15 protein-coding genes, 1 tRNA gene and 2 rRNA genes are annotated in these 25,567 nt (G+C 69.5%); 13 read left to right on the forward strand and 5 right to left on the reverse strand.

Annotated elements, in window-relative coordinates; genetic code table 11:
- Positions 1-368: ribosomal RNA gene (locus tag ACZ3H8_RS00005) — 23S ribosomal RNA — on the forward strand; the annotation flags it as partial.
- A gap of 86 nt (positions 369-454) precedes the next feature.
- A 5S ribosomal RNA gene (rrf, locus tag ACZ3H8_RS00010) occupies positions 455-571 on the forward strand.
- A gap of 53 nt (positions 572-624) precedes the next feature.
- Here rrf and ACZ3H8_RS00015 read toward each other — a convergent pair.
- Positions 625-942, reverse strand: a complete 318-nt coding sequence (locus tag ACZ3H8_RS00015; RefSeq protein WP_467395624.1) for a hypothetical protein — start codon at positions 940-942, stop codon at positions 625-627.
- A gap of 515 nt (positions 943-1,457) precedes the next feature.
- Between ACZ3H8_RS00015 and ACZ3H8_RS00020 the strand changes: the two genes are divergently transcribed.
- Positions 1,458-1,530: transfer RNA gene (locus tag ACZ3H8_RS00020), tRNA-Thr, on the forward strand.
- Between the two features lie 47 nt (positions 1,531-1,577).
- On the opposite strand, the gene ACZ3H8_RS00025 is transcribed toward ACZ3H8_RS00020, so the two are convergent.
- Positions 1,578-4,232 (reverse strand): SpoIIE family protein phosphatase, encoded by a 2,655-nt coding sequence (locus tag ACZ3H8_RS00025; protein WP_467395626.1) that lies wholly within the window; start codon positions 4,230-4,232, stop codon positions 1,578-1,580.
- A 282-nt stretch (positions 4,233-4,514) separates the two neighbouring features.
- Here ACZ3H8_RS00025 and ACZ3H8_RS00030 point away from each other — a divergent pair, with 282 nt between their 5' ends.
- From ACZ3H8_RS00030 to ACZ3H8_RS00075, 10 genes are all read left to right on the forward strand, one after another.
- Positions 4,515-9,992 carry a HAMP domain-containing protein gene (locus ACZ3H8_RS00030; protein ID WP_467397851.1) on the forward strand — a complete coding sequence of 1,826 codons (5,478 nt, stop codon included), beginning with the start codon at positions 4,515-4,517 and terminating at the stop codon, positions 9,990-9,992.
- 244 nt (positions 9,993-10,236) lie between these two features.
- The gene (locus tag ACZ3H8_RS00035) at positions 10,237-10,923 is read left to right on the forward strand and encodes a response regulator (RefSeq protein WP_467395628.1); all 687 of its coding nucleotides are present in this window, start codon (positions 10,237-10,239) and stop codon (positions 10,921-10,923) included.
- A gap of 136 nt (positions 10,924-11,059) precedes the next feature.
- A complete protein-coding gene (locus tag ACZ3H8_RS00040) occupies positions 11,060-13,807 on the forward strand; it encodes a DNA translocase FtsK (RefSeq protein ID WP_467395630.1) in 2,748 nt (915 codons plus the stop codon).
- 188 nt (positions 13,808-13,995) lie between these two features.
- Complete coding sequence (locus tag ACZ3H8_RS00045; protein WP_467397854.1) at positions 13,996-14,862, forward strand: helix-turn-helix domain-containing protein; 867 nt, start codon at positions 13,996-13,998, stop codon at positions 14,860-14,862.
- Between the two features lie 72 nt (positions 14,863-14,934).
- The gene (gene rimO, locus ACZ3H8_RS00050) at positions 14,935-16,398 is read left to right on the forward strand and encodes a 30S ribosomal protein S12 methylthiotransferase RimO (protein ID WP_398990853.1); all 1,464 of its coding nucleotides are present in this window, start codon (positions 14,935-14,937) and stop codon (positions 16,396-16,398) included.
- Positions 16,395-17,093 carry a CDP-diacylglycerol--glycerol-3-phosphate 3-phosphatidyltransferase gene (gene pgsA / locus ACZ3H8_RS00055; RefSeq protein WP_467395634.1) on the forward strand — a complete coding sequence of 233 codons (699 nt, stop codon included), beginning with the start codon at positions 16,395-16,397 and terminating at the stop codon, positions 17,091-17,093. The genes rimO and pgsA overlap by 4 nt, the downstream gene beginning before the upstream one ends.
- The gene (locus tag ACZ3H8_RS00060) at positions 17,090-17,599 is read left to right on the forward strand and encodes a CinA family protein (RefSeq protein WP_467395636.1); all 510 of its coding nucleotides are present in this window, start codon (positions 17,090-17,092) and stop codon (positions 17,597-17,599) included. The genes pgsA and ACZ3H8_RS00060 overlap by 4 nt, the downstream gene beginning before the upstream one ends.
- 109 nt (positions 17,600-17,708) lie before the next feature.
- A complete protein-coding gene (locus ACZ3H8_RS00065) occupies positions 17,709-18,092 on the forward strand; it encodes a helix-turn-helix domain-containing protein (protein WP_019889909.1) in 384 nt (127 codons plus the stop codon).
- Positions 18,093-18,247: 155 nt separating this feature from the next.
- Positions 18,248-18,718 carry a Dps family protein gene (locus ACZ3H8_RS00070; RefSeq protein ID WP_467395641.1) on the forward strand — a complete coding sequence of 157 codons (471 nt, stop codon included), beginning with the start codon at positions 18,248-18,250 and terminating at the stop codon, positions 18,716-18,718.
- Between the two features lie 146 nt (positions 18,719-18,864).
- Complete coding sequence (locus tag ACZ3H8_RS00075) at positions 18,865-19,119, forward strand: hypothetical protein (protein WP_467395643.1); 255 nt, start codon at positions 18,865-18,867, stop codon at positions 19,117-19,119.
- Here the strand turns inward: ACZ3H8_RS00075 and ACZ3H8_RS00080 are convergent.
- The 3 genes from ACZ3H8_RS00080 to ACZ3H8_RS00090 all read right to left on the reverse strand — a co-directional run bounded on the left by ACZ3H8_RS00080 (position 19,067) and on the right by ACZ3H8_RS00090 (position 25,509).
- Positions 19,067-19,840 (reverse strand): SDR family NAD(P)-dependent oxidoreductase, encoded by a 774-nt coding sequence (locus ACZ3H8_RS00080; protein WP_467395645.1) that lies wholly within the window; start codon positions 19,838-19,840, stop codon positions 19,067-19,069. The two genes, ACZ3H8_RS00075 and ACZ3H8_RS00080, sit on opposite strands and share 53 nt — an antisense overlap.
- A 32-nt stretch (positions 19,841-19,872) precedes the next feature.
- A complete protein-coding gene (locus ACZ3H8_RS00085) occupies positions 19,873-20,694 on the reverse strand; it encodes an Fpg/Nei family DNA glycosylase (RefSeq protein WP_467395647.1) in 822 nt (273 codons plus the stop codon).
- 195 nt (positions 20,695-20,889) lie between these two features.
- On the reverse strand, positions 20,890-25,509 hold the full coding sequence (locus ACZ3H8_RS00090) for an ATP-dependent helicase (protein ID WP_467395648.1): 4,620 nt from the start codon (positions 25,507-25,509) through the stop codon (positions 20,890-20,892).
- Positions 25,510-25,567 lie beyond the last annotated feature (58 nt).

Raw genomic sequence — 25,567 nt, forward strand, 5'->3', positions numbered from 1 at the left:
TCGGTCCCAAGGGTTGGGCTGTTCGCCCATTAAAGCGGTACGCGAGCTGGGTTTAGAACGTCGTGAGACAGTTCGGTCCCTATCCGCTGTGCGCGTAGGAGTCTTGAGAAGGGCTGTCCCTAGTACGAGAGGACCGGGACGGACGAACCTCTGGTGTGCCAGTTGTCCTGCCAAGGGCATGGCTGGTTGGCTACGTTCGGAAAGGATAACCGCTGAAAGCATCTAAGCGGGAAGCCTGCTTCGAGATGAGGACTCCCACCTCCTTGAGAGGGTAAGGCTCCCAGTAGACGACTGGGTTGATAGGCCAGATGTGGAAGCCGGGCAACCGGTGGAGCTGACTGGTACTAATAGGCCGAGGGCTTGTCCTCAGTTGCTCGCGTCCACTGTGTCAGTTCTGAAGTAACGAACTGTCGAGCCCCATGGCCGGGGTTCCGGATCGATATCTTCATAGAGTTTCGGTGGTCATTGCGTCAGGGAAACGCCCGGTTACATTCCGAACCCGGAAGCTAAGCCTTTCAGCGCCGATGGTACTGCAGGGGGGACCCTGTGGGAGAGTAGGACGCCGCCGAACAATTTTTAGCCTCAGTCCCCGGACCCTGTCCGGGGACTGAGGCATTTTTGCGTTCAGGAAGATTTCCTGGGATGCGCCTTGAAGAACTCCCATATGAGGTCCGTGGCATTGACGCCGGTTACCGGATCGCCCATTCCTGGGTCCTTGCTGCCGGGCCAGTTGTGGCCCATGTCCGGGAGGCGGTACGTCAGGAACTCCGACTGGTCCCGGCACTTCGCGGGCGTGCGGGTGTCCTTGACCTTCACTGCTGGGCCGGCCTTGCAGGCAAGGCGTTCGTGCCACGTGCCGATGCCGATCTCCATGATGTTGATGCCTGTTGCGTAGACGCGGTCCGGATCGGCCTGCCAGGTGGTGAGGAGGCGCTTCGTCATGGTGGAGATGAAGCCGACGTCGTCCTCGGCGCCGCAGCGTCAGTGCGTTGTAGGCCTGATTGAGGCCGTCGGGGTAGGCGACGAGGAAGCCTTCCTTGTCGGCCTTGGCATTGAGGCCGGTCAGCTTGGCGGCATAGGCGCCGTCGCTCGGGTACGGATGCATGGCGATGACCAAGGGCAGCTTTTTGGCCGGGGTGTACGTAGGCGGGGCGTGGACCGCGTACACACGCTTCTTGCCTTTCCAGGTGATTGTCACGCGCTGGTCGCCGGGGCGCGGGGACTCCTTGGCCGCAGGGGGCGCTTTGGGCTTCGTCTTCGTGCCATCGTCATCGCCGTCCGAGCCGCAGCCGGCCAACAGGAGGGCCACGGCGACGGCGACGGCAACCTTGGGCGTTCTCGGGCCTGTAAGCATTGGCGCATGGTGGCAGGACGGGATCGGGCGGTCCAGAGGAATGGCTGGTTCGAAGCAGCTGTGCGTTCGGGGTATGATCTGTCCCGTTGCCGCAGCGCGGCAGGCCCCAATAGCTCAGTCGGTAGAGCGTCTCCATGGTAAGGAGAAGGTCTACGGTTCGATTCCGTATTGGGGCTCAGTAGCGAAGAAGGCCCACGCCAACTGGCGGGGGCCTTCTTCGTGTTCAGGGCTTGCGGGGCTCCGGGACGCGCATCGCGAGGATCGCCATGTCGTCGGAGGCCGGTTCGGCGGCGAAGCGTTCGACCGCGCGCAGGACGCGGGAGGCGACCGCGCCGGCCGTGAGGCCCGTGCACGTGGTGAGAACGTCGACGAGTCCGTCGTCGCCCAGCATGCGTGTCCCCTCGCGGCGTTCGGTCACGCCGTCCGTGACGCAGAGCAGAACGTCGCCCGGGTCGAGGGTCACCATCTGCTCGTACAGCTCCAGGTCGTCCATGACGCCGAGAAGCGGCTGCGGTTCGGCCGCGGGTTCCACGCTGCCGTCCTGGCGCAGGCGGAGTGGGAGGGGGTGGCCGGCGCAGACGACCTTGAGGACCGCGCTGCCATCGTCCTGTGGCCACAACTCGCCATAAAGGAGCGTCAGAAAGCGGCTGCGGGCCCCTTCGTCAAGGATCGCGGCGTTCAGGCGCTCCAGGACGGCGGGGCCGCCGAAGCCCTCGCGGGCGAGCAGGCGCAGGGCGTGGCGGGCCAGGCCGGTGACCGCCGCGGCTTCCGGGCCCGTACCGCAGACGTCGCCGATGGCGAAGCCGTACGCGCCGTCGCGGATCGGGAAGAGGTCGTAGAAGTCGCCGCCGACTTCATTGCCTTCGCCGGCCGCGCGGTAGATGACCTCGACCTCTACGCCCGGGATCTGAGGGAGTTCCGGCGGCAGCAGGCTGCGTTGGAGGGACTGGCTGATGGCCATGCGTTCGGAGTACAGACGGGCGTTGTCGAGAGCGAGGGCCGCCCGGCGGGAGAGGTCCTCGGCGAGTTCCAGAATCTCCTGGCGGAAGTGGTCGTCGGACGGCTTGCCGAGAGTCAGCATGCCGATGACGCGGTTGCGGGCGACGAGGGGCAGGACGACCGTTTCGCCGCCGACCGCGGCGGCCGTGGCGAGGGTGGTGCCGATACCGGAGGAGACCGGTGGTGTGGAGCCGAGACCGAGTTCGCGCTTGGAGGTGCGCAGTGCGGCCGCCTGGCCGGCCTCGGCGGGGGCGGTCCAGACGCGGGCGCCGGGGGTGGGCACCGGGTCGGGCGGGTCGATCTTGGAGAGGAGGGCCTTGAGGCCGTCGATCCGCTCCTCGTCCTCGTGGAGTACGTAGCTGAGGTACGGCTCGGATGCCTGGTCGGCGATGGTGTAGACGGCGCACCAGGTGGCGAGGGTAGGGACCGTCATCTGGGCCATCAGCGCCAGGGTTTGGTCCCGGTCGAGGGTTCCGGCGAGCAGGTCGGAGGCCTCGACGAGGAAGGAGAGTGAGCCGCGGCGCAGTCGTTCCAGTTCGCCCAGGCGGGCCGATTCGACGGCCAGGGCGATGCGGTCGGCGGCGAACTGAAGGCGCAGGGCCTCCTCGTTGGAGTAGCGGCCCGAGGATTCGGCTGCGACTCCGAGGGAGCCGGTGAGGCGGCCCTCGACCTTGAGCGGGACGGTGACGACGGAGCGCATGCCGGTGGAGTTGAGGAGCGGGACGGCACCCGGGACGGCTGTGAGGTCCTCGTGGACGGCGGGCATTCGGGCGGAGCCGTAGCGGCCGGTGCCGGCCTCGACCGGGACGCGGGCGAAGCGCTGACGGGCCGACGGAAGGCCGGTGGTGGCCCGTACTTCGAGTTCCGTCTCGTCGTCGGTGGCCAGCAGCAGGAAGGCCGCGTCGCCGTCGAGCATGTCGCGGGCGCGCTCGACGGTGCGCTGGAGAAGGCCGTCGAGGTCTTCGGGCGCCGGGGAGCCGATGAAGACCTCGAAGGGGTCGGTGGCGTGGCTCTCTGCGCCCGAATCGGTCACGGGGGCGCGCTGCGGGGTCTGCAGCACGGCGCGTTCGTCGTCGCGTACGAGAAGGCAGACGGTGGACGGCTCGCCACGGGTGTCGCGGACCCGGAGGTGCGATGCGTAGACGGGGACGACGCGGCCGTCGGTGCCCCGGATGCCGTAACTGCCCTCCCAGCGGGAGAGTTGGAGCGCCTCTGCGATGCCGGTGCCGATGCCGGGAGTTTGCGGCCAGGCGGCGAAGTCCGTCAGGGGTTTGCCCATGACCTGTTCGGCGGCGTATCCGAAGAGGTGTTCCGCGTCTTCGTTCCAGACGGCGATCGAACCGCTGCGGTCGATCTGGGTGACCGCGACGCGTACGCGTTCGTCGGCGACCGGTAGGAGCGGGATCGGCAGAACCGGGCCGGCGGAGCGGGTGCCCACCGGGCGCTGGGGGAGGTCGAGTTGGAACCACACCTGTTTGAAGGTGGGGGAGTACTCGACGCCCCAGCGGGAGGCGAGGGCGGCGCACAGGAGTAGTCCGCGCCCGTTCTCGCGGTCGAGGCTGCCGAGCGACCGGCCGGTGCCCTGTATCGGGATCTCGCGCTCGGGATAGCGGTCGGCGACTTCGACCCGTACACCTTCGTCCGTACGCAGACAGAGCACATCGGCGGCGGTGCCCGCGTGCACGACGGCGTTGGTGACGAGCTCGCTGGTCAGGACGACCGCGTCGTCCACTACGTCGGAGTACCCCCACCCCTGGAGGGTGTCGCGGACGAAGGCCCGGGCGGTCGCGACGGACCGCCCGACAGGGTCGAAGCTGGCAGCCGCCCGCGCGGTGATCACAGAACTCCTCGTACGCGTCTCGACGCCCGGCTCTGCCATGATGCGGCCTGCCCCTCCCGGTGCCCATTGGTAGTACTTGCGCCACGCCGCCCCCGCCGGACGGACCGGGGCGGTTGGACAGCCGGATGCCAGGTTACTTACCTTCGCTGTCCGAGCGGATGCCGGTCGCCGCTGTTTCCGCCCTCCGGGGGCGGGGACGCTATGCGAAGCTGCCGAACTGTTATGGCCTGGTTCGGCCATGGTGAAACACTGGGCAGGCTGTCCTTGGACAGCCTGGGCAGTACGGTCAACCCCTGCGGGAGGGACACGGTGGAGTCTGGCATGGCGGCGCGTGGCAAGAACACGCGCGCAAAAGGCGGACGGTCCCGGAGCAATGGGACAACCGAAGTGGATACGGCAGCTCTGAACAGGCTGCTTGCGGCCCTGGTGTCGATGCGGGACGGCAATTTCCGTCGGCGTCTGACCGTGTCGGGCGACGACGTGATGGCGGAGATCGCGGCCGTCTTCAACGAGGTTGCGGACCGTAATCTCCACCTCACGGGTGAGCTCGCACGCGTACGCAGGATGGTCGGGCGCGAGGGGAAGCTGACCGAGCGGCTGGAGACAGGGGCCTGCGAGGGCTCCTGGGCGGCCGCCATCGACGCTTCGAACGCTCTGGTGGACGATCTGGCGCGGCCGGTGTCCGAGGTGGGACGGGTGCTCTCGGCGGTCGCCGAGGGCGACCTGGAGCAGCGGATGGAGCTGCGCTCTCACTCCGTGGAGGGCGCGGACGCGGCGGTACGGCCGCTGCGCGGCGAATTCCTGAAGGTTGCGCGTACGGTCAACAGCCTGGTCGACCAGCTGTCGGCGTTCACCGACGAAGTGACCCGGGTGGCGCTGGAGGTCGGCACCGAGGGCAAACTCGGCGGCCAGGCACAGGTGCGCGGTATGTCCGGTTCGTGGAAGGATCTCACGGATTCGGTCAACACCATGGCGTACCGGCTGACCGCTCAGGTGCGTGACATTGCTCTCGTCACCACGGCGGTCGCCAAGGGTGATCTGTCACGCAAGGTCACCGTCCATGTGGCCGGCGAGATGCTTCAGCTGAAGAACACCGTCAACACGATGGTGGACCAGCTGTCCTCTTTCTCTTCCGAGGTGACCCGGGTCGCCCGGGAGGTCGGCACGGAGGGCGAGCTGGGCGGGCAGGCGGCGGTGCCCGGTGTGGCCGGTGTGTGGAAAGACCTCACCGATTCGGTGAACACCATGGCCGGCAATCTGACCTCGCAGGTGCGCGGTATCGCCGAGGTGACGACGGCGGTCGCCAACGGTGATCTGTCGCAGAAGGTCACGGTGAGCGCACGCGGTGAGGTGGCCCAACTCGCCGAAACCATCAACCAGATGACCGAGACGCTGCGTACGTTCGCGGACGAGGTCACCCGTGTGGCGAGCGAGGTCGGGGCCGAGGGTCTGCTCGGCGGCCAGGCGCAGGTGCCGGGAGCCGCCGGGACCTGGAAGGACCTCACCGACTCGGTGAACACCGTCTTCCGCAACCTGACCACCCAGGTGCGGGACATTGCGCAGGTGACGACGGCGGTAGCGAACGGTGATCTGTCGCAGAAGGTCACGGTCGATGTCGCGGGCGAGATGCTGGAGCTGAAGAACACCGTCAACACGATGGTGGACCAGCTGCAGTCGTTCGGTTCCGAGGTGACGCGGGTGGCCCGCGAGGTCGGCGTCGAGGGCCGTCTCGGCGGGCAGGCGGAGGTGCCGGGCGCGGCCGGGACCTGGAAGGACCTCACGGACTCGGTGAACACCGCGTTCCGTAACCTCACCGGCCAGGTGCGGGACATTGCGCAGGTGACGACGGCGGTCGCCAATGGCGATCTGTCGCAGAAGGTCACGGTTGATGTCGCGGGCGAGATGCTGGAGCTGAAGAACACCGTCAACACGATGGTGGCGCAGCTCTCCTCGTTCGCCGATCAGGTCACGCGGATGGCGCGGGACGTGGGCACGGAGGGCCGCCTGGGCGGCCAGGCGCGTGTCGACGGCGTCAGCGGTACGTGGAAGGAACTGACCGACTCCGTCAACTTCATGGCGGGGAACCTGACTTCGCAGGTGCGGCAGATCGCGCAGGTGACGACCGCGGTGGCCCGTGGTGACCTGTCGCAGAAGATCGACGTGGATGCGCGCGGCGAGATCCTGGAGCTGAAGAACACCATCAACACGATGGTCGACCAGCTTTCTGCCTTCGCCGAGCAGGTGACGCGGGTCGCGCGTGAGGTGGGTACGGACGGCCGGCTTGGCGGGCAGGCGCAGGTGCCCGGTGTCGCCGGTGTGTGGCGCGATCTGACCGACTCCGTGAACGGCATGGCGGAGAACCTCACCGGCCAGGTCCGTAACATCGCGCAGGTCGCCACCGCGGTGGCCCGTGGTGACCTGTCGCAGAAGATCGACGTGGATGCGCGCGGCGAGATCCTGGAGCTGAAGAACACCCTCAACACGATGGTGGATCAGCTCTCGAACTTCGCCGAGCAGGTGACCAGGGTGGCGCGCGAGGTGGGCACCGAGGGCATCCTGGGCGGCCAGGCCGAGGTGCAGGGAGTCTCCGGCACCTGGAAGGACCTCACACAGTCCGTCAACTTCATGGCCAACAACCTGACGTCGCAGGTGCGCAATATCGCCGAGGTGACGACGGCGGTCGCCAAGGGCGACCTGTCGAAGAAGATCACCGTTGACGCCAAGGGCGAGATCCTCGAACTGGTGACGACGGTCAACACGATGGTCGACCAGCTGCTGGACTTCGCCGACGAGGTGACCAGGGTCGCCCGTGAGGTGGGTACGGAAGGTGTACTGGGCGGTCAGGCGCGGGTGCGTGGCGTCACCGGTATCTGGAAGGACCTCAGCGACAACGTCAACCTGATGGCCAACAACCTCACCAATCAGGTGCGTAACATCGCGCGGGTTTCCGCGGCGGTCGCCAACGGCGATCTGACGAAGAAGGTCACGGTCGAGGCGCGCGGCGAGGTCGCGGAGCTGGCCGAGACCGTCAACACGATGGTGACGACGCTGTCGTCGTTCGCCGACGAGGTGACCCGGGTGGCCCGCGAGGTGGGCACGGAGGGCGAGCTGGGCGGCCAGGCGCATGTGCCGGGCGTATCTGGTACGTGGAAGGACCTCACCGAGTCCGTGAACTCGATGGCGTCCAATCTGACCGGCCAGGTGCGGCAGATCGCCACGGTCACCACCGCCATCGCCAAGGGCGATCTCACCAGGAAGATCGACATCGATGCGCGCGGCGAGATCCTGGAGCTGAAGACCACCATCAACACGATGGTGGACCAGCTGTCGTCGTTCGCCGAGGAGGTCACCCGGGTGGCCCGCGAGGTGGGCACGGACGGGCAGCTGGGCGGTCAGGCCCGGGTGCGGGACGTTGACGGAACCTGGCGCGACCTCACCGAGTCGGTGAACGAGATGGCCGGGAACCTCACCCGTCAGGTGCGCGCGATCGCGGCCGTCGCGACCGCGGTGACCCGCGGCGATCTGAACCTCAAGATCGATGTGGACGCTGCCGGCGAGATCCAGGTGCTGCAGGACAACATCAACACGATGATCGCGAACCTTCGCGACACCACCCTCGCCAACGAGGAGCAGGACTGGCTCAAGGGCAACCTGGCCCGTATCTCCGGTCTGATGCAGGGCCGGCGCGACCTCCATGACGTGGCCTCGCTGATCATGAGCGAGCTCACTCCGGTCGTCTCCGCGCAGCACGGCGCGTTCTTCCTGGCGATGCCGACGGGCGGCGGCTCGGACGTCTCGCCGGGCGGGGAGATGTCGTACGAGCTGTGCATGCGCGGCAGTTACGGCTACTCCGCCGGCCTGATGCCGACATCCTTCCGGCCGGGCGAGACACTGATCGGCACCGCGGCCGAGGAGAAGCGGACCATCCAGGTCAATGTGCCGCCGGGCTATCTCCGGATTTCCTCAGGTCTCGGCGAGGCATCGCCCGCGTATGTGATCGTGCTGCCGGTGCTCTTCGAAGGGAAGGTCCTCGGTGTGATCGAGCTGGCGTCTTTCCAGCCGTTCACGCAGATCCAGCGGGACTTCCTCAACCAGATCGCCGAAATGATCGCGACGAGCGTCAACACCATCAGCGTCAACACGAAGACCGAGGTACTGCTCAAGCAGTCGCAGGAGCTGACGGAGCAGCTGCGTGAGCGCTCGGCCGAGCTGGAGAACCGGCAGAAGGCGCTGCAGGCATCCAACGCCGAACTGGAGGAGAAGGCCGAGCTGCTGGCGCAGCAGAACCGCGACATCGAGGTGAAGAACACCGAGATCGAAGAGGCGAGGCAGGTGCTCGAGGAGCGTGCCGAGCAGCTCGCGGTCTCGATGCGCTACAAGTCGGAGTTCCTGGCGAACATGTCGCACGAGCTGCGTACGCCGCTCAACTCCCTGCTGATCCTTGCCAAGTTGCTCGCGGACAACGCGGAGGGGAACCTCTCGCCGAAGCAGGTGGAGTTCGCCGAAACGATCCACGGGGCCGGCTCCGACCTGCTCCAGCTGATCAACGACATCCTCGACCTGTCGAAGGTCGAGGCGGGCAAGATGGACGTCAGCCCGACCCGTATCGCGTTGGTTCAGCTCGTCGACTATGTGGAGGCGACCTTCCGGCCGCTGACCGCGGAGAAGGGGCTCGACTTCTCCGTACGGGTGTCGCCGGAGCTGCCCGCGACGCTGCACACCGACGAGCAGCGGCTGCTGCAGGTGCTGCGCAACCTTCTGTCCAACGCGGTGAAGTTCACCGACAGCGGCGCGGTGGAGCTGGTGATCCGGCCCGCGAGCGCCGATGTGCCCCAGTCGATCCGCGAGCAGCTGCTGGAGGCGGGGTCGCTGCGGGACGCGGACGGAGATCTGATCGCCTTCTCGGTCACGGACACCGGGATCGGGATCGCGGCCGGCAAGATGCGCGTCATCTTCGAGGCGTTCAAGCAGGCCGATGGCACGACCAGCCGGAAGTACGGCGGTACGGGCCTCGGACTGTCCATCAGCCGCGAGATCGCCCGGCTGCTGGGCGGCGAGATCCATGCGGCGAGCGAACCGGGCCGCGGCTCGACGTTCACCCTCTACTTGCCCCTTCACCCCAGCGAACTGCCGCCGCAGGGTTACCCGCAGCTCACCCCCGGCGCCTCCGGCCAGCAGGCCGACACCGCCGAGGACGCATCGGAGAACGGGCTTCCGCAGGCGCGGCACGATGCGCCCGCGCCCGTGGACGCCCACGCCGGCCCGGCCGCGCTGTTCCGGCGGCGGCGCAAGGCGCTGGGCTCGATGGACCAGCGGCGCGCGCTGCCCGGCCAGGCGGGCGGTGCGTCGGTGGGCGCGGAGCAGTGGGCCGGGGCGAACGCCGGCCAGGAGGCGCCGCTGGAGGAGCGGCGCACCTTCGCCTTCGACGGCGAGAAGGTGCTGATCGTTGACGACGACATCCGCAATGTCTTCGCGCTCACCAGTGTGCTGGAGCAGCATGGGCTCTCGGTGCTGTACGCGGAGAACGGCCGTGAGGGCATCGAAGTCCTGGAGCAGCACGACGATGTGACGGTCGTGCTGATGGACATCATGATGCCGGAAATGGACGGGTACGCGACGACGACCGCGATCCGCAGGATGCCGCAGTTCGCCGGTCTGCCGATCATCGCGCTGACCGCCAAGGCGATGAAGGGCGACCGGGAGAAGGCCATTGAGTCGGGCGCTTCCGACTATGTCACCAAGCCGGTGGATCCCGACCATTTGCTCTCGGTGATGGAGCAATGGATGCGCGGGGAGTGAGCGACGCCTGCCCGGTTCTGTGCGAGTTGCTGACTGACTGTGGCCGAAGGCGTGTGAGACGGCGGTATTCGGGGAACCTTCTGGTCTCCCGCTACGTTTCTGCTACGTGCACAGTGACATCGCGGTGACAGGGTGTGGCGACAGGCGGGGTGCGGCTACCATGACCGGCACAAGGGCGGGCGACGTAAGGGAGTCGTCCCCTGGGGCGGCGCCCGGTGCACATCCGGGGCGAGGAGGGCGGGCCATGGTGCAGAAGGCCAAGATCCTCCTGGTCGATGACCGGCCGGAGAATCTGCTGGCGCTGGAGGCCATCCTCTCTGCGCTCGATCAGACACTGGTGCGGGCATCGTCCGGGGAGGAGGCGCTCAAAGCGCTGCTGACGGACGACTTCGCGGTCATTCTGCTGGATGTCCAGATGCCCGGTATGGATGGATTCGAGACGGCCGCACATATCAAGCGGCGGGAACGGACCCGGGACATCCCGATCATCTTCCTCACCGCGATCAACCACGGCCCGCACCACACCTTCCGGGGTTACGCCGCGGGCGCGGTCGACTACATCTCCAAGCCGTTCGACCCCTGGGTGCTGCGCGCCAAGGTCTCGGTCTTCGTCGAGCTGTACATGAAGAACTGCCAACTGCGTGAGCAGGCCGCGCTCCTGCGGCTCCAGCTGGAGGGCGGCGGCGGGCACGCGAGCGCGGGCGACAGCAAGGAGCCCGCGGGGCTGCTCGCCGAGCTTTCCGCGCGGCTCGCGGCAGTTGAGGAGCAGGCGGAAGCGCTGTCCAAACAGCTCGATGACGACGCGGCGGACGCCGCCGCGGTCGCCACCGCGGCCCATCTCGAGCGCAAACTCACCGGTTTGCGCCGGGCGCTCGACGCGCTGGAACCGGGTACCGGCGGCGGTACGCCGTCGCTGCCTTCGCAGAACTGAACGGCCGCCCGGGGCTTGAGGGAGCGTCAGCTTCCCGCCCCCAGGGCGTCAGCTTCCCGCCCCACCGGCACGACACGAACGAGTGAAGCAGTGGGCACACGTGTCCGCTGCCGTCGACACCGGTAACCTCACCACCATGGCCTCACGCACGTCCGGCAAGGGTTCCCAGGGCGCGGCGGGCACCGCGAAGCCGCGCGTCGGCCGTACGACCGGCGCCGCGAAGAAGGCGGCGCCCGCCAAGAAAGCTGCCGCCAAGAAGACAGCACCCGCGAAAAAAGCGCCCGCCAAGAAGGCGGCGCCCAAGCCCGCACCGTCCCCCACAGGGGGCGTGTACCGCCTCGCGCGCGCCCTCTGGCTCGGTCTGGCGCACACTGTGGGCGCTCTGTTCCGTGGCATAGGACGGGGAGCGAAGGGGCTCGACCCGGCGCACCGCAAGGATGGCCTTGCGCTGCTGCTCCTCGGTGTGGCGCTGGTCGTCGCCGCCGGCACCTGGTCCAATCTGCGCGGCCCGGTCGGCGATCTCGTCGAGATGCTGGTGACCGGCGCGTTCGGCCGGCTCGATCTGCTCGCGCCGCTACTGCTGGGCGTGATCGCCGTACGCCTGATCCTTTATCCCGAGAAGCCAGAGGCCAACGGCCGGATCGTGATCGGTCTGTCCGCGCTCGTCGTCGGCGTGCTCGGGCAGGTCCACATCGCCTGCGGTTCTCCCGGCCGCGGGGAGGGCACCGAGGCGATGCAGGACGCTGGCGGGCTGATCGGCTGGGCCGCGTCCAAGCCGCTGATCTTCACCATGGGTGAGGTCCTCGCCGTACCGCTGCTCGTGCTGCTCACGCTCTTCGGCCTGCTCGTGGTCACCGCGACGCCCGTCAACGCCATTCCGCAGCGGCTGCGGCTGCTCGGCTCCAAGCTGGGCATCGTTGAGCCGCCGTACGAGCCGGGGGCGGACAGCGAGGACGACGAGCGGTACGAGGACCAGTGGCGCGAGGCCGTGCCCGGGCGGGCGCGCCGCTCGTCCGCGCGCCGGGGCGAAGCGCCCGCGGACTTCGACCCGGACCCTGCCGAGGAGGCAGCGCTCTCCAAGCGCAGGCGGCCGCGCAGGGCCTCCGTGCAGCCCGCCATGGATCGTCCGATGGACGCGGTGGATGTGGCAGCGGCGGCCGCCGCGGCGCTCGACGGAGCCGTACTGAACGGCATGCCGCCGTCGCCGCTCGTCGCCGACCTCACCCGGGACGTCACCGCCGACCGGCAGCGGGCCGCCAGCCCTGTGCCGAGCGCGCGAGAGCCCGAGGAGCCCGGGCCGAAGGAGAGCGGATCGAAGGCGTCCGTACCGGATCTGACGAAGTCCGCGCCGGTACCCGATGAGTCCCAGCCTCTGCCGCCGCGCGCCGAGCAGCTCCAGCTCTCCGGCGACATCACCTACGCCCTGCCCTCCCTGGACCTGCTGGAGCGCGGCGGCCCCGGCAAGACGCGCAGCGCCGCCAATGACGCGGTCGTCGCCTCGCTCAGCAATGTCTTCATGGAGTTCAAGGTCGACGCGGCTGTCACCGGCTTCACCCGCGGCCCGACGGTCACCCGGTACGAGGTGGAACTGGGCCCGGCCGTGAAGGTCGAGCGGATCACCGCTCTCACCAAGAACATCGCGTACGCCGTCGCCAGCCCCGACGTACGGATCATCTCCCCGATCCCCGGCAAGTCCGCGGTCGGCATCGAGATCCCGAACTCCGACCGCGAGATGGTCAACCTGGGCGATGTACTGCGCCTCGCGGACGCCGCGGGCGACGAGCACCCGATGCTGGTCGCGCTCGGCAAGGACGTCGAGGGCGGCTATGTGATGGCCAACCTGGCGAAGATGCCGCACGTCCTGGTCGCGGGCGCGACCGGCTCAGGCAAATCCTCCTGTATCAACTGCCTGATCACCTCCGTGATGGTGCGGGCGACGCCGGAGGACGTACGGATGGTGCTCGTCGACCCCAAGCGGGTCGAGCTCACCGCGTACGAGGGCATTCCGCACCTGATCACCCCGATCATCACCAACCCCAAGCGGGCCGCCGAGGCGCTGCAGTGGGTCGTGCGGGAGATGGATCTGCGCTACGACGACCTCGCGGCGTATGGCTACCGGCACATCGACGACTTCAACCAGGCCATCAGGAACGGCAAGGTCAAGCCGCCGGAGGGGAGCGAGCGCGAGCTCACCCCGTACCCGTATCTGCTGGTCATCGTGGACGAGCTCGCCGACCTGATGATGGTGGCGCCGCGCGACGTCGAGGACGCCATCGTCCGGATCACCCAGCTGGCGCGCGCCGCCGGCATCCATCTGGTACTGGCGACCCAGCGGCCATCGGTCGACGTCGTCACCGGTCTGATCAAGGCGAATGTGCCCTCGCGGCTCGCCTTCGCGACCTCCTCGCTCGCCGACAGCCGGGTCATCCTCGACCAGCCGGGCGCGGAGAAGCTGATCGGCAAGGGCGACGGCTTGTTCCTCCCGATGGGTGCGAACAAGCCGACCCGTATGCAGGGCGCCTTCGTCACCGAGGACGAGGTCGCGGTAGTCGTCCAGCACTGCAAGGATCAGATGGCCCCGGTCTTCCGGGAGGACGTCGTGGTCGGCACGAAGCAGAAGAAGGAGATCGACGAGGACATCGGCGACGACCTCGATCTGCTCTGTCAGGCCGCTGAGCTGGTGGTATCCACCCAGTTCGGGTCGACGTCGATGCTCCAGCGCAAGCTGCGCGTGGGCTTCGCGAAGGCGGGTCGGCTGATGGATCTGATGGAGTCACGGAACATCGTCGGGCCGAGTGAGGGCTCCAAGGCACGCGATGTCCTGGTGAAACCGGATGAACTCGATGGAGTGCTTGCCGTGATCCGCGGGGAGTCTCACTCGTAAGGGTTTGGAGAGCAACCGTTTCCCTCAGCCGTACGTCAAGTTGGAGGGAGGGACAGTCAGATGTCCCACCATCAGGATGACCGGCCATTCTGTTGGCGTACAAAGTCCCTCGCCCGGTTGCCCCACCCTTTCGTTCCACCCATAGACTGAACCTCCAGCAGGTGGCTACACGCTCGAAAGGCGCCCCCGTGTCCATCGGCAACTCCCCCGAAGACGACCGGCCTTCAATCGACGACGACCAGCCTTCGCTTGAAGACGACCGGTCTTCGAACGAAGACGACCGGCCTTCGATCGGTCATGCGCTCCAGCAAGCCCGCATCGCCGCAGGTCTGACCGTTGACGAAGTCAGTTCCTCCACCCGGGTGCGCATCCCGATCGTGCAAGCGATCGAGCAGGACGACTTCTCCCGCTGTGGCGGCGATGTCTACGCGCGCGGTCATATCCGCACGGTCGCGCGTGCCGTCGGCCTCGATCCCGATCCGCTCGTCGCGCAGTACGACGCGGACCACGGCGGACGTCCTTCGCCCACCCCTGCCGCGCCGCTCTTCGAGGCCGAGCGCATCCGTCCTGATGCGCGCCGCCCCAACTGGACGGCCGCCATGGTCGCCGCGATCGTCGCCGTGATCGGCTTCGTCGGCTTCACGCTCTTCAGCGGCGAGGACGGCGGCAAGGGCAGCAGTGTGGCCGAGGGGTCGGCGTCCGAGCAGAAGCCGAGCCCGGCTGATCCGTCCACGAGTAAGCCCGCCCCACCGAAGCCCGACCCGTCGGACAGCGCCATCGCGGCGGTGCCGAAGGACAAGGTGACGGTGAAGCTCTCCGCTCTGGACGACAAGAGCTGGATCTCGGCCAAGTCGCACAACGGCAAGCTGCTCTTCGACGGGCTGCTGCTCAAGGGCGAGTCCAAGACCTTCCAGGACGACGAGCGGGTCGATCTGATCCTCGGAAACGCCGGGGCGATCGAGCTGTTCGTGAACGGCAAGAAGGTCGAGGACCGGTTCGAGGCGGGCCAGGTCGAGCGGCTGTCGTACACGAAGGGCGACCCCGAGGTCGGCTAGCCCGGATGGGCCGTGTGGCCCCGGGAACCCTCGGGGCCGGGGCGTGGGTCAGGACAAAGTAGTCTTGAGCCCATGCCCGAACGCCGTACCGTCGCCCTTGTCACTCTTGGCTGCGCCCGTAACGAGGTGGACTCGGAGGAGCTCGCAGGCCGCTTGGCAGCGGACGGCTGGGAGCTCGTCGAGGAAGCCGCCGACGCGGATGTCGCAGTCGTCAACACCTGCGGGTTCGTCGAGGCCGCCAAGAAGGACTCCGTCGACGCCCTGCTCGAAGCCAACGATCTCAAGGACCACGGCAAGACCCAGGCTGTGGTCGCGGTCGGCTGCATGGCCGAGCGGTACGGCAAGGAGCTGGCCGAAGCGCTGCCCGAGGCGGACGGCGTGCTCGGCTTCGACGACTACGCCGACATCTCCGACCGCCTCCAGACCATCCTGAACGGCGGCGTCCACGCCTCGCACACTCCGCGCGACCGCCGCAAGCTGCTGCCGCTGAGCCCGGTCGAACGGCAGGAGGCGTCCGATGTGGCGCTGCCCGGCCATGGTGACATCGCGCCCGCCCCCGAGGATCTGCCGGAGGGGGTCGCACCGGTGTCCGGGCCGCGTGCGCCCCTGCGTCGCCGTCTCGGCACCAGCCCCGTCGCCTCGGTGAAGCTCGCCTCCGGCTGCGACCGGCGTTGCTCTTTCTGCGCCATTCCGTCCTTCCGCGGCTCGTTCATCTCGCGGCGGCCCAGCGATGTCCTCGGCGAGACGCGCTGGCTGGCCGAGCAGGGCGTGAAGGAGGTCATGCTGGTCTCCGAGAACAACACCTCGTACGGCAAGGACCTCGGCGACATCCGTCTCCTGGAGACCCTGCTGCCGGAGCTGGCCGAGGTCGACGGCATCGAGCGGGTGCGGGTCAGCTATCTGCAGCCCGCCGAGATGCGGCCCGGGCTGATCGACGTCCTCACCTCGACGCCGAAGATCGCTCCGTACTTCGACCTGTCCTTCCAGCACTCGGCGCCGGGTGTGCTGCGCGCGATGCGGCGCTTCGGCGACACCGAGAGGTTCCTGGAGCTGCTGGCGACCATCCGCGGCAAGGCCCCGCAGGCGGGCGTGCGGTCCAACTTCATCGTCGGCTTCCCCGGCGAGACCGAGGCGGACTTCGCCGAGCTGGAAAGCTTCCTCACCGATGCGCGCCTGGATGCCATCGGCGTCTTCGGCTACTCGGACGAGGACGGCACCGAGGCCGTCTCGTACGACAACAAGCTGGACGCCGACGTCATTGCCGAGCGTCTTGAGCATCTGTCGCGGCTCGCGGAGGAGCTGACCGCGCAGCGCGCCGAGGAGCGGCTCGGCGAGGCCCTTGAGGTGCTGGTCGAGTCCGTGGACGGCGAGGACGGTGCGGTGGGCCGTGCGGCGCACCAGGCGCCGGAGACGGACGGGCAGGTGGTCTTCACTTCGAGCGAGGGGCTAGTGCCCGGTCGTATCGTCGTGGCAAAGGCCGTGGGTACGGAAGGCGTCGACCTGGTGGCCGAATGTCTTGAGGAGGTTGGCACATGACCGGAGTGCCGGCATCCGCGGGGGGCGGCACCGGCAGGCCCGCGCCCGGCGGCAAGCTGGGCGCTGCGGCCGTCAATCAGGCCAGCCTCTGGAACATCGCCAACATCCTCACCATGATCCGCCTGGTGCTCGTGCCCGGCTTCGTCATGCTGATGCTGCAGGACGGCGGATACGACCCGGCCTGGCGGGCCTGGGCGTGGGCGGCGTTCGCCGTCGCCATGATCACCGACATCTTCGACGGTCATCTGGCGCGTACGTACAACCTGGTCACCGACTTCGGGAAGATCGCCGACCCGATCGCCGACAAGGCGATCATGGCCGCCGGACTGATCTGTCTGTCGGCGCTCGGGGATCTGCCGTGGTGGGTGACCGGAGTCATTCTTTTCCGTGAGCTCGGGATCACGCTGATGCGGTTCTGGGTGATCCGGCACGGGGTCATTCCGGCCAGTCGCGGCGGCAAGATGAAGACCCTCGCGCAGGGCACGGCGGTCGGGATGTACGTCCTGGCGCTGACCGGTCCGCTGGCCACCCTGCGCTTCTGGGTGATGGCGCTGGCTGTCGTGCTGACGGTGGTCACCGGTCTGGACTATGTGCGACAGGCGATCGTGCTGAGGCGCAGGGGACTGGCCGCCCAGCGGGCGGCGGCAGCCGACGAGGCGGCGAACAACGCCGGGAACGCAGGGAAAAAGCGGTGAAGACCGCGGCTCGGGTGCTGGCGCTGCTTGCGGAGCGTGGCGAGACGCTGGCCGTCGCCGAGTCGCTGACCGGCGGCCTGGTGGCCGCCGAGCTCACTTCTGTACCAGGTGCCTCGAAGTCCTTCCGCGGGTCCGTCACGGCGTACGCAACCACTCTCAAGAGGGATGTTCTCGGCGTCGACGGGACCCTCCTGGCGGAGCGCGGCGCGGTGGATCCCGAGGTCGCACGGCAGATGGCGGCGGGGGTACGGCAGGCGCTGGGCGCCGGCTGGGGCATCGCGACCACGGGTGTGGCCGGGCCGGAACCACAGGACGGGCAGCCCGTCGGGACGGTCTATCTGGCCGTCGCGGGGCCGGGCGGCGCCGGGAAAGTGGCTGAGTTGCGGTTGAACGGCGACCGGGCGGAAATCCGTAGAGAGAGTGTACGGAGCGTGCTCGAGCTGCTCTCGGGCGAACTGCACGAAAATGCGCGGACACAGGATACGGAACAGAACGGGGGGACTTGATGTTTGCAGCCCTGAGTGAACACGACATCGCTCCCCGCACGGCCGCGGCACGAGGCGGTACGGTGGGGCGTGAAGGATGCGGCTACGCGGACCGAGGAGGGAGCCACCGATGATTCTGCTCCGTCGCCTGCTTGGTGACGTGCTGCGTCGGCAGCGCCAGCGCCAGGGCCGTACTCTGCGCGAAGTCTCCTCGTCCGCCCGGGTATCGCTCGGCTATCTCTCCGAGGTGGAGCGGGGGCAGAAGGAGGCTTCCTCCGAGCTGCTCTCCGCGATCTGCGACGCGCTTGACGTACGGATGTCCGAGCTCATGCGTGAAGTCAGCGACGAGCTGTCGTTGGCCGAGCTGGCCGAGTCGGCAGCGGCGAGTGAGCCAGTGCCTGCGCCAGTACGCCCGATGCTCAATTCCGTCTCCGTGACGTCGGTGGCGGGTGTGCCGACGGAGCGGGTGACGATCAAGGCGCCTGCGGAGGCGGTGGACGTCGTCGCCGCCTGATCCGTACGGCTCTGCACGGCTTCGTTTGCAGCTGAGCCCCGGTCTACTGCCCCTGCGGGGCGGAGGGCCGGGGCTTTCGCTTTGTCGGCGAATGCCTGGTTTGGGGTACTTGTGCCATGGTGGACGGGTATCTGCGAACCGAGTGGAGGACATCGATGTCTGTCGTGAAGAGCCCTCTGAACGAGTCGGACCTCAAGACGGTCGGCGATGCGCTGAGGGGCGCGCTCGTCGACCTGGTGGATCTCTCACTGGTGGCGAAGCAGGTCCACTGGAATGTCGTCGGGCCCCGCTTCCGGTCCGTACATCTCCAGCTCGACGAGGTCGTGGACACGGCGCGGATGCACTCCGACACGGTGGCCGAGCGTGCGTCGGCGCTCGGGGTGACGCCGGATGCTCGGGCCGCGACGGTGGCGGCGCAGAGTGCGATCGGCGCGGTGCCGGAGGGCTTGATCAAGGACGTGGACGCCGTGCAGACCCTGGTGAACGCGCTCGGCGCGGTGATCGGGCGCATGCGGGAGCGGATCGCGGCGACCGGGGATCCGGATCCGGTGACTCAGGATGTGCTGATAGGGCTCACGGCGGACCTCGAGAAGCACGCGTGGATGTTCCAGGCCGAGAGCCCGTAGGTGTTGGCGCTGCGGCCCCGGCACGCGGTCGGGGTCGCGGGCTGTCTGGAGTGAGGTGGCCGGTGCCCCGCGCGCCGGGGTGTGCATCCGGTGCGCCCTCCCGGTGGGTGATCGCGCCGGTCTAGCGTGGGCCGGAGGAGGCAGCCATGGCAGTACGCGGTGTCATCCTCGTGCCGCTGGTCGCCCTCGGGCTCGTGGCCGGCGGGCTGTGGTGGTGGGCCGTGCTGCGGCTGGTGCTCGTGCCGCAGCAGGCGGGGCTCGTCGAAGGGGCAGTGGCGGCAGGCGGGTGGGGGCTCAGCCTGCTGCCGGTGCATGTCACGGCGTCCCGTGGGGGCACGCGCGGTGGGATCACCAGGGCATCGCGACGCCGCCGTTCGGGCGGAGGATCTGGCCCGTCGTGAAGGCGGACGCGTCGGACGCCAGGTGAAGGACCGTATGGGCGATGTCCTCGGGCTCGCCGACGCGGCGGAGCGGGGAGATCCGGACCATCGCCGCCTCGGCCTTGTGCTGGAGCGTGGCGTCGTGCCGGTCGGTCATGGGGGTGCGGATCCAGCCGGGGGCGACGGCGTTGACGCGGATGGAGTGCGGGCCGAGTTCGGTCGCGAGGGTCTTGGTGAGCTGGACGACTGCCGCTTTGGCCGCGCTGTAGCAGAGCAGACCGGCGTTCGCGGCGTCCACGGCGCCGGAGGCCATGGTGACGATGGAGCCGGGGGTGCCCGCGGCGATCATGGCGCGGGCCGACTCCTGGCAGGCGTACAGAATCCCTTTGAAGTTGACCGCGAGGACGCGGTCGAGGTCCTCGTCCCTCGTCTCCAGGACGGGGCTGCTGTGCATGATTCCGGCGATGGCGGCCAGGATGTCGAGCCGGCCGGTGCTCTCTATGTAGTCGATCGCGGCCTTGAGCTGGGCGCGGTCGGTGACGTCGAGGGGGTGGGTGTGCGCCGTGCCGCCCGCGTCGGCGATCTGGGTGCGTGTCTCGTGGAGGCCCTTCTCGTCGATGTCGGCGCAGTGGACAGTGGCTCCCGCCTCGGCGAGGAGGGCGGCCGAGGCGCGGCCTATGCCGCCGGCCGCGCCGGTGACGAACGCGGTGCGGCCGGTGAGGTCGTACGCCTTGAGGGGCATGCGGGGACGGTACGACTGAATCTGACGGGTCGTCAACTAGTGGGCCCGGATTGGCAGCCCGGGCACCAGTAGGTGGGGCGTTCGCGGCTGCCGTCGCCCTGGTCGGCCTTACGGATCAGGGTCCCGCAGCGCAGGCATGGCTGGCCTTCGCGGCCGTAGACATGAAGCCGGGGGCCGGGGCGGCGGCCACTCGTGGCGCCTCGGCGGTCCGTGGCCGTGGTGGTGCGGTCGAAGCGGTTCTTGTTCGCTTCGAGGAGTCGGTGGGCGGTGACGACGAGCCGTTGAGCGGTGTCGGCGGGCAGCTCGCCGACGGGCAGCCAGGGCGTCACACGGGCCAGGAAGGCCAGCTCCGACTTGTAGACATTGCCGATTCCGGCGAGATTGCGCTGGTCGAGCAGGGCCTCGCCGAGGGGGCGGTCCGGGTCGGCGAGGAGATTCGCGACGGCGGTGTCCGCGTCCCAGTCGGGGCCCAGCAGATCCGGGCCGAGATGGCCCACGGCCCTGGCCTCGTCGGCGGTGCGCAGCAGCTCCAGGACGGGGAGGCGGTAGCCGACGGCGGTGTGGTCGGCGTTGCCGAGGATCGCGCGGATCTGGTGCGCGGGGCCGCGCCAGCGTTCGCCGGAGCCGTACACCTGCCAGGAGCCGTCCATACGGAGGTGGGAGTGGAGGGTGAGGCCGCCCTCGATGCGGGTCAGCAGATGCTTGCCGCGCGGCGTGACGTCCAGGACGGCTCGCCCGGTGAGATCGGCGGTCGCGAAGCGCGGGACTCGGAGGTCGGACCGGGTGAGGACCTGCCCGGCGAGGGCGGTGTGCAGGCGCTGGGCGGTCAGCCAGACGGTGTCTCCTTCGGGCATGGCATCCATGATGGGGGTGGCGGGGGCGGGCGCGCCCTCAGCCCGTGGGGGTCCCCCGGACGAATGGGGGATTGAGGACATGCGGCCGAAGGTCGCATACGGGGGTCTGGAGGTGGAGCCCCCCCACGCGGCGGAGCCGCAAATCGATACAGCGGGAAGGGGCGGGGAGGGATCAAGGCCCGCCGCAGGCGTCCGTCAGGGGCGCAGCCGAAGGCCTCTGGGGGTGGCGTGGAAGCCCACCGTCTCCAGGGCGCGGGCCAGCGGCGAGGTGAGCGCCGGTATGCCGTTGGCGCGCTCGACGGTGACCGTGCCGAGCGCGCCCGCCCGGGCCGCGTGTGCCAGCGCCTCGGCCGCCGCATGGAGCGCGGCGGAGTCCGGGTCGGTCGCCCAGGCCAGCAGAGTCTTGCCGCCGCGCTCCATGTACAGCGTGAGCTCGCCGTCGACCAGGACGACCAGGGAGCCCGCCTTCCGGCCGGGCTTGTGGCCGGCGCCGGTCGGCGGCTCGGGCCAGGGCAGCGCCGCGCCGTACGCATTGGCGGGGTCGGCGGCGGCCAGCACCACGGAGTGCGGCGCCGTCTGCCCGTCGGCCCGGTCTCTCGCTGTGGCCGCCGCGCGGAGGCGGTCGACCGCGCCGTCCATCGCGAACTGGGCCGCGCCCAGCCCCTCCACCACATAGCCGCGCCGCGCCTGACCGCTGTCCTCGAAGGCGGAGAGGATGCGGTACGTGGCCGAGAAGCCGCCCTCCACGCCCTCGGCCGCCACTGCGCCCCGGGTCACCACGCCATGGCGGTCCAGCAGGGTGCGGGCGAGGGCGTGCGCCCGGTGGGTCGGATCGGGCTCGGCGGTCGGCAGCAGCGACCAGCGCCCGCTCACCGTCGGCGGCCCGGTACGGGAAGCGGGACGGGCGGCCGCCGTGAGGCTGCCGTACCGCCCGCGCGGCACCGTCCGTTTGGCGCGATGGGCCGTCGACCCTGCGGTCCGGCCCGAGCCGAGCAGCGAACGCAGCGGCGCCAGGGTGTCGTTGGTGAGCCGACCGGACCAGGCCAGGTCCCAGACGGCGTCGGCCAGTTGGGGATCGGTGGTGTCGGGGTGGGTGGTGGCCCTGACCTGGTCGGCGATCTGACGGAAGAACAGGCCGTAGCCGGGGGACAGGGCGCTGAGCACGGACTCGTGGAGCGCGGTGAGTTCCAGCGGATGGGGCTGCGGCAGGAGCAGGGGCGCGGCGTCGGCGAGGTAGAGGGAGATCCAGCCGTCCTTGCCGGGCAGCGAGCCCGCTCCGGCCCAGACGACCTCGCCGGTCGTGGTCAGTTCGTCCAGGAGTCCGGGAGCGTACCCAAGGACGCGGGACGGGAGGATCAGCTTCTCGAGGGCGGAGGCCGGGACCGCGGCCCCCTGGAGCTGCTCGACCGCGCGGGCAAGGCCGTCGATGCCGCGCAGGCTGTTGCTGCCCATGTGCTGCCACTTCGGGAGGAACGTCGCGAGCGCGGCGGGCGGGACCGGCTCCAGCTCATGGCGCAGCGCTGCCAGCGAGCGGCGGCGCAGCCGGCGCAGCACGGTCGCGTCGCACCATTCCTGGCCGATGCCGGAGGGGTGGAACTCGCCCTGTACGACCCGTCCGTTCGCCGCGAGCCGTTGCAGCGCGCCCTCTGTGACGGCCACGCCGAGGCCGAAGCGAGCCGCCGCCTGGGTCGAGGTGAACGGCCCGTGCGTACGCGCGAACCGGGCGAGGAGGTCGCCGAGCGGGTCCTTGACCGGCTCGGTGAAAGCCTCCGGCACGCCCACCGGGAGCGCCGTGCCCAGCGCGTCGCGCAGCCGGCCCGCGTCCTCGACCGCAGCCCAGTGGTCGGCGCCCGCGATCCTGACCCGGATGGCGCGGCGCGATGCGGCCAGGTCCCGCGGCCACTCCGGGTCGCCGCCGCGCTCGGCCAACTCGGCGTCGGTCAGCGGGCCGAGGATCCGCAGCAGGTCGGCAACGCCCTCCTCGTCCTTGATCCGGCGGTCCTCGGTGAGCCATTGCAGCTCCCGCTCCAGCTCGGTCAGCACCTCGGGATCGAGCAGTTCGCGCAGCTCGGCCTGGCCGAGCAGCTCGGCGAGCAGCCGGGAGTCGAGGGAGAGGGCCGCGGCGCGCCGCTCGGCAAGGGGCGAGTCCCCCTCGTACAGGAACTGCGCGACATAGCCGAAGAGCAGCGAGCGGGCGAACGGCGAGGGCTCGGGCGTGGTGACCTCGACCAGCCTGACCCGGCGGGACTCGATGTCGCCCATCAGCTCCGTGAGCCCCGGGACGTCGAACACGTCCTGGAGGCACTCGCGGACCGCTTCGAGGACGATCGGGAAGGACCCGAACTCGCTCGCCACCTGGAGCAGTTGGGCCGCGCGCTGGCGCTGCTGCCACAGCGGGGTGCGCTTGCCGGGATTGCGCCGGGGCAGCAGCAGTGCACGCGCGGCGCACTCCCGGAACCGGGAGGCGAACAGCGCGGAGCCGCCCACCTGGTCGGTGACGATCTGATTGATTTCGCCCTTGTCGAAGACGGTGTCCGCCGCGCCGACCGGGGCCTGCTCGCTGTCGAATGTCGTGTCGAGGTGGACTGGGTCCTGGTCGAGCAGGTCCAGGCCCATCAGATCGGCGTCGGGCAGCCGCAGCACGATGCCGTCGTCGGCGTGCATGACCTGCGCGTCCATGCCGTACCGCTCGCCGAGCCGGGCGCCGAGCGCCAGCGCCCACGGGGCGTGCACCTGGGCGCCGAACGGGGAGTGGATGACGACCCGCCAGTCGCCCAGCTCGTCCCGGAAACGCTCGACGAGGATCGTCCGGTCGTCGGGGACATGGCCGCACGCACGGCGCTGCTCGTCCAGATAGCCGAGGACATTGTCGGCAGCCCAGGCGTCGAGGCCGGCAGCCAGCAGGCGCAGCCGGGCGTCCTCGGTGCTCAGGCCGCCGACCTCCCGCAAGAACGCGCCCACCGCGCGGCCCAGTTCGAGCGGGCGGCCCAGCTGATCGCCCTTCCAGAACGGGAGCCGGCCCGGCACCCCGGGGGCGGGCGAGACCAGCACCCGGTCGCGGGTGATGTCCTCGATACGCCAGGAGGTGGTGCCGAGGGTGAAGACATCGCCCACCCGGGACTCGTACACCATCTCCTCGTCCAGCTCGCCGACGCGGCCGCCGCCCTTCTTGGGATCCGCCCCGGCGAGGAACACCCCGAACAGCCCGCGGTCGGGGATGGTGCCGCCGGAGGTGACCGCGAGGCGCTGCGCCCCCGGCCGGCCCGTGACCGTACCGGCGACGCGGTCCCACACCACGCGGGGGCGCAACTCGGCGAAGGCATCGGAGGGATAGCGCCCGGCGAGCATGTCGAGAACGGCGGTGAAGGCCGACTCGGGGAGCGAGGCGAACGGCGCGGCCCGCCGCGCCAGCGCCAGCAGATCGTCGACCTGCCAGGTGTCCAGGGCGACCATGGCGACCAGCTGCTGGGCCAGCACGTCCAGGGGGTTGGACGGGATGCGCAGCGCTTCGATCGAGCCGCTGCGCATCCGCTCGGTGACCACTGCCGCCTGCACCAGATCGCCGCGGTACTTGGGGAAGACGACGCCCGTGGAGACCGCGCCCACCTGGTGTCCCGCGCGGCCGACCCGCTGCAGGCCGGAGGCGACGGACGGCGGTGACTCGACCTGGACGACCAGATCCACCGCGCCCATGTCGATGCCCAGCTCCAGGCTGGAGGTGGCGACGACGGCGGGCAGCCGGCCTGCCTTGAGGTCCTCTTCGACCAGGGCGCGCTGTTCCTTGGAGACCGAGCCGTGGTGCGCGCGGGCGAGGAGGGCGGGTGCGCCCTGCGCGGCCCCCGACTGCGCCATGATCTCGGCCGGTGGTGCCCCTTCGGGCATCGTCTGGCCCGTGGCACGCTCGTACGCGATCTCGTTGAGGCGGTTGCACAGCCGCTCGGCGAGGCGGCGGGAGTTGGCGAAGACGATCGTCGAGCGGTGCGCCTGGACGAGGTCGGCGATCTTCTCCTCGACATGCGGCCAGATCGACGGCTTCTCTCCGCCGTCCGACTCGGAGGCGGGAGAGCCGCCCAATTCGCCCAGATCCTCCACCGGTACGACCACGGACAGGTCGAACTCCTTGCCCGAGGGCGGCTGGACGATCTCCACCTTGCGCTGTGGCGAGAGATAGCGGGCCACCTCGTCCACCGGCCGCACCGTCGCCGACAGGCCGATCCGCCGGGCAGGGCGCGGCAGCAGCTCGTCGAGGCGCTCCAGCGATACGGCGAGATGTGCGCCCCGCTTCGTCCCCGCGACGGCGTGCACCTCGTCCAGGATCACCGTCTCGATGCCCGCCAGCGCGTCGCGGGTCGAGGAGGTGAGCATCAGGAACAGCGACTCGGGTGTCGTGATCAGGATGTCCGGAGGCTTGGTGGCCAGGGAGCGCCGCTCGGCGGCCGGGGTGTCGCCCGAGCGGATGCCGACCCGCACCTCCGGCTCAGGCAGCCCGAGCCGCACCGACTCCTGCCGGATTCCGGTGAGCGGACTGCGGAGGTTGCGCTCCACATCGACCGCGAGGGCCTTGAGCGGAGACACATACAGCACGCGGCAGCGCATCTTCGGGTCCGCGGGCGGTGGGGCGGACGCCAGCCGGTCCAGCGCGGCGAGGAACGCGGCCAGGGTCTTGCCGGAGCCCGTCGGGGCCACGACCAGCACGTCCGAGCCCTCCCCGATGGCCTGCCAGGCGCCCTCCTGCGCGGCGGTGGGCGCGCTGAAGGCTCCCGTGAACCAGCTCCGGGTCGCGGGAGAGAAGGAGTCGAGCGCAGTCCTGGCCATGCCCCCCATCGTGCACCGCACCACTGACAATCAGCTGTCCAGGTCATGGACGCGCAGG

Source organism: Streptomyces sp. NPDC002868, from assembly GCF_055563295.1.

What these genes read in the sequence shown, in the direction of transcription:
- pgsA (WP_467395634.1), top strand. Translation starts at nt 16,395, where the DNA reads ATGACCGGAGTGCCGGCATCCGCGGGGGGCGGCACCGGCAGGCCCGCG.
- ACZ3H8_RS00035 (WP_467395628.1), top strand. Translation starts at nt 10,237, where the DNA reads ATGGTGCAGAAGGCCAAGATCCTCCTGGTCGATGACCGGCCGGAGAAT.
- ACZ3H8_RS00030 (WP_467397851.1), top strand. Translation starts at nt 4,515, where the DNA reads ATGGCGGCGCGTGGCAAGAACACGCGCGCAAAAGGCGGACGGTCCCGG.
- ACZ3H8_RS00015 (WP_467395624.1), bottom strand. Translation starts at nt 942, where the DNA reads ATGACGAAGCGCCTCCTCACCACCTGGCAGGCCGATCCGGACCGCGTC.
- rimO (WP_398990853.1), top strand. Translation starts at nt 14,935, where the DNA reads ATGCCCGAACGCCGTACCGTCGCCCTTGTCACTCTTGGCTGCGCCCGT.
- ACZ3H8_RS00040 (WP_467395630.1), top strand. Translation starts at nt 11,060, where the DNA reads ATGGCCTCACGCACGTCCGGCAAGGGTTCCCAGGGCGCGGCGGGCACC.
- ACZ3H8_RS00025 (WP_467395626.1), bottom strand. Translation starts at nt 4,232, where the DNA reads ATGGCAGAGCCGGGCGTCGAGACGCGTACGAGGAGTTCTGTGATCACC.
- ACZ3H8_RS00065 (WP_019889909.1), top strand. Translation starts at nt 17,709, where the DNA reads ATGATTCTGCTCCGTCGCCTGCTTGGTGACGTGCTGCGTCGGCAGCGC.
- ACZ3H8_RS00080 (WP_467395645.1), bottom strand. Translation starts at nt 19,840, where the DNA reads ATGCCCCTCAAGGCGTACGACCTCACCGGCCGCACCGCGTTCGTCACC.
- ACZ3H8_RS00070 (WP_467395641.1), top strand. Translation starts at nt 18,248, where the DNA reads ATGTCTGTCGTGAAGAGCCCTCTGAACGAGTCGGACCTCAAGACGGTC.
- ACZ3H8_RS00075 (WP_467395643.1), top strand. Translation starts at nt 18,865, where the DNA reads ATGGCAGTACGCGGTGTCATCCTCGTGCCGCTGGTCGCCCTCGGGCTC.
- ACZ3H8_RS00090 (WP_467395648.1), bottom strand. Translation starts at nt 25,509, where the DNA reads ATGGCCAGGACTGCGCTCGACTCCTTCTCTCCCGCGACCCGGAGCTGG.
- ACZ3H8_RS00085 (WP_467395647.1), bottom strand. Translation starts at nt 20,694, where the DNA reads ATGCCCGAAGGAGACACCGTCTGGCTGACCGCCCAGCGCCTGCACACC.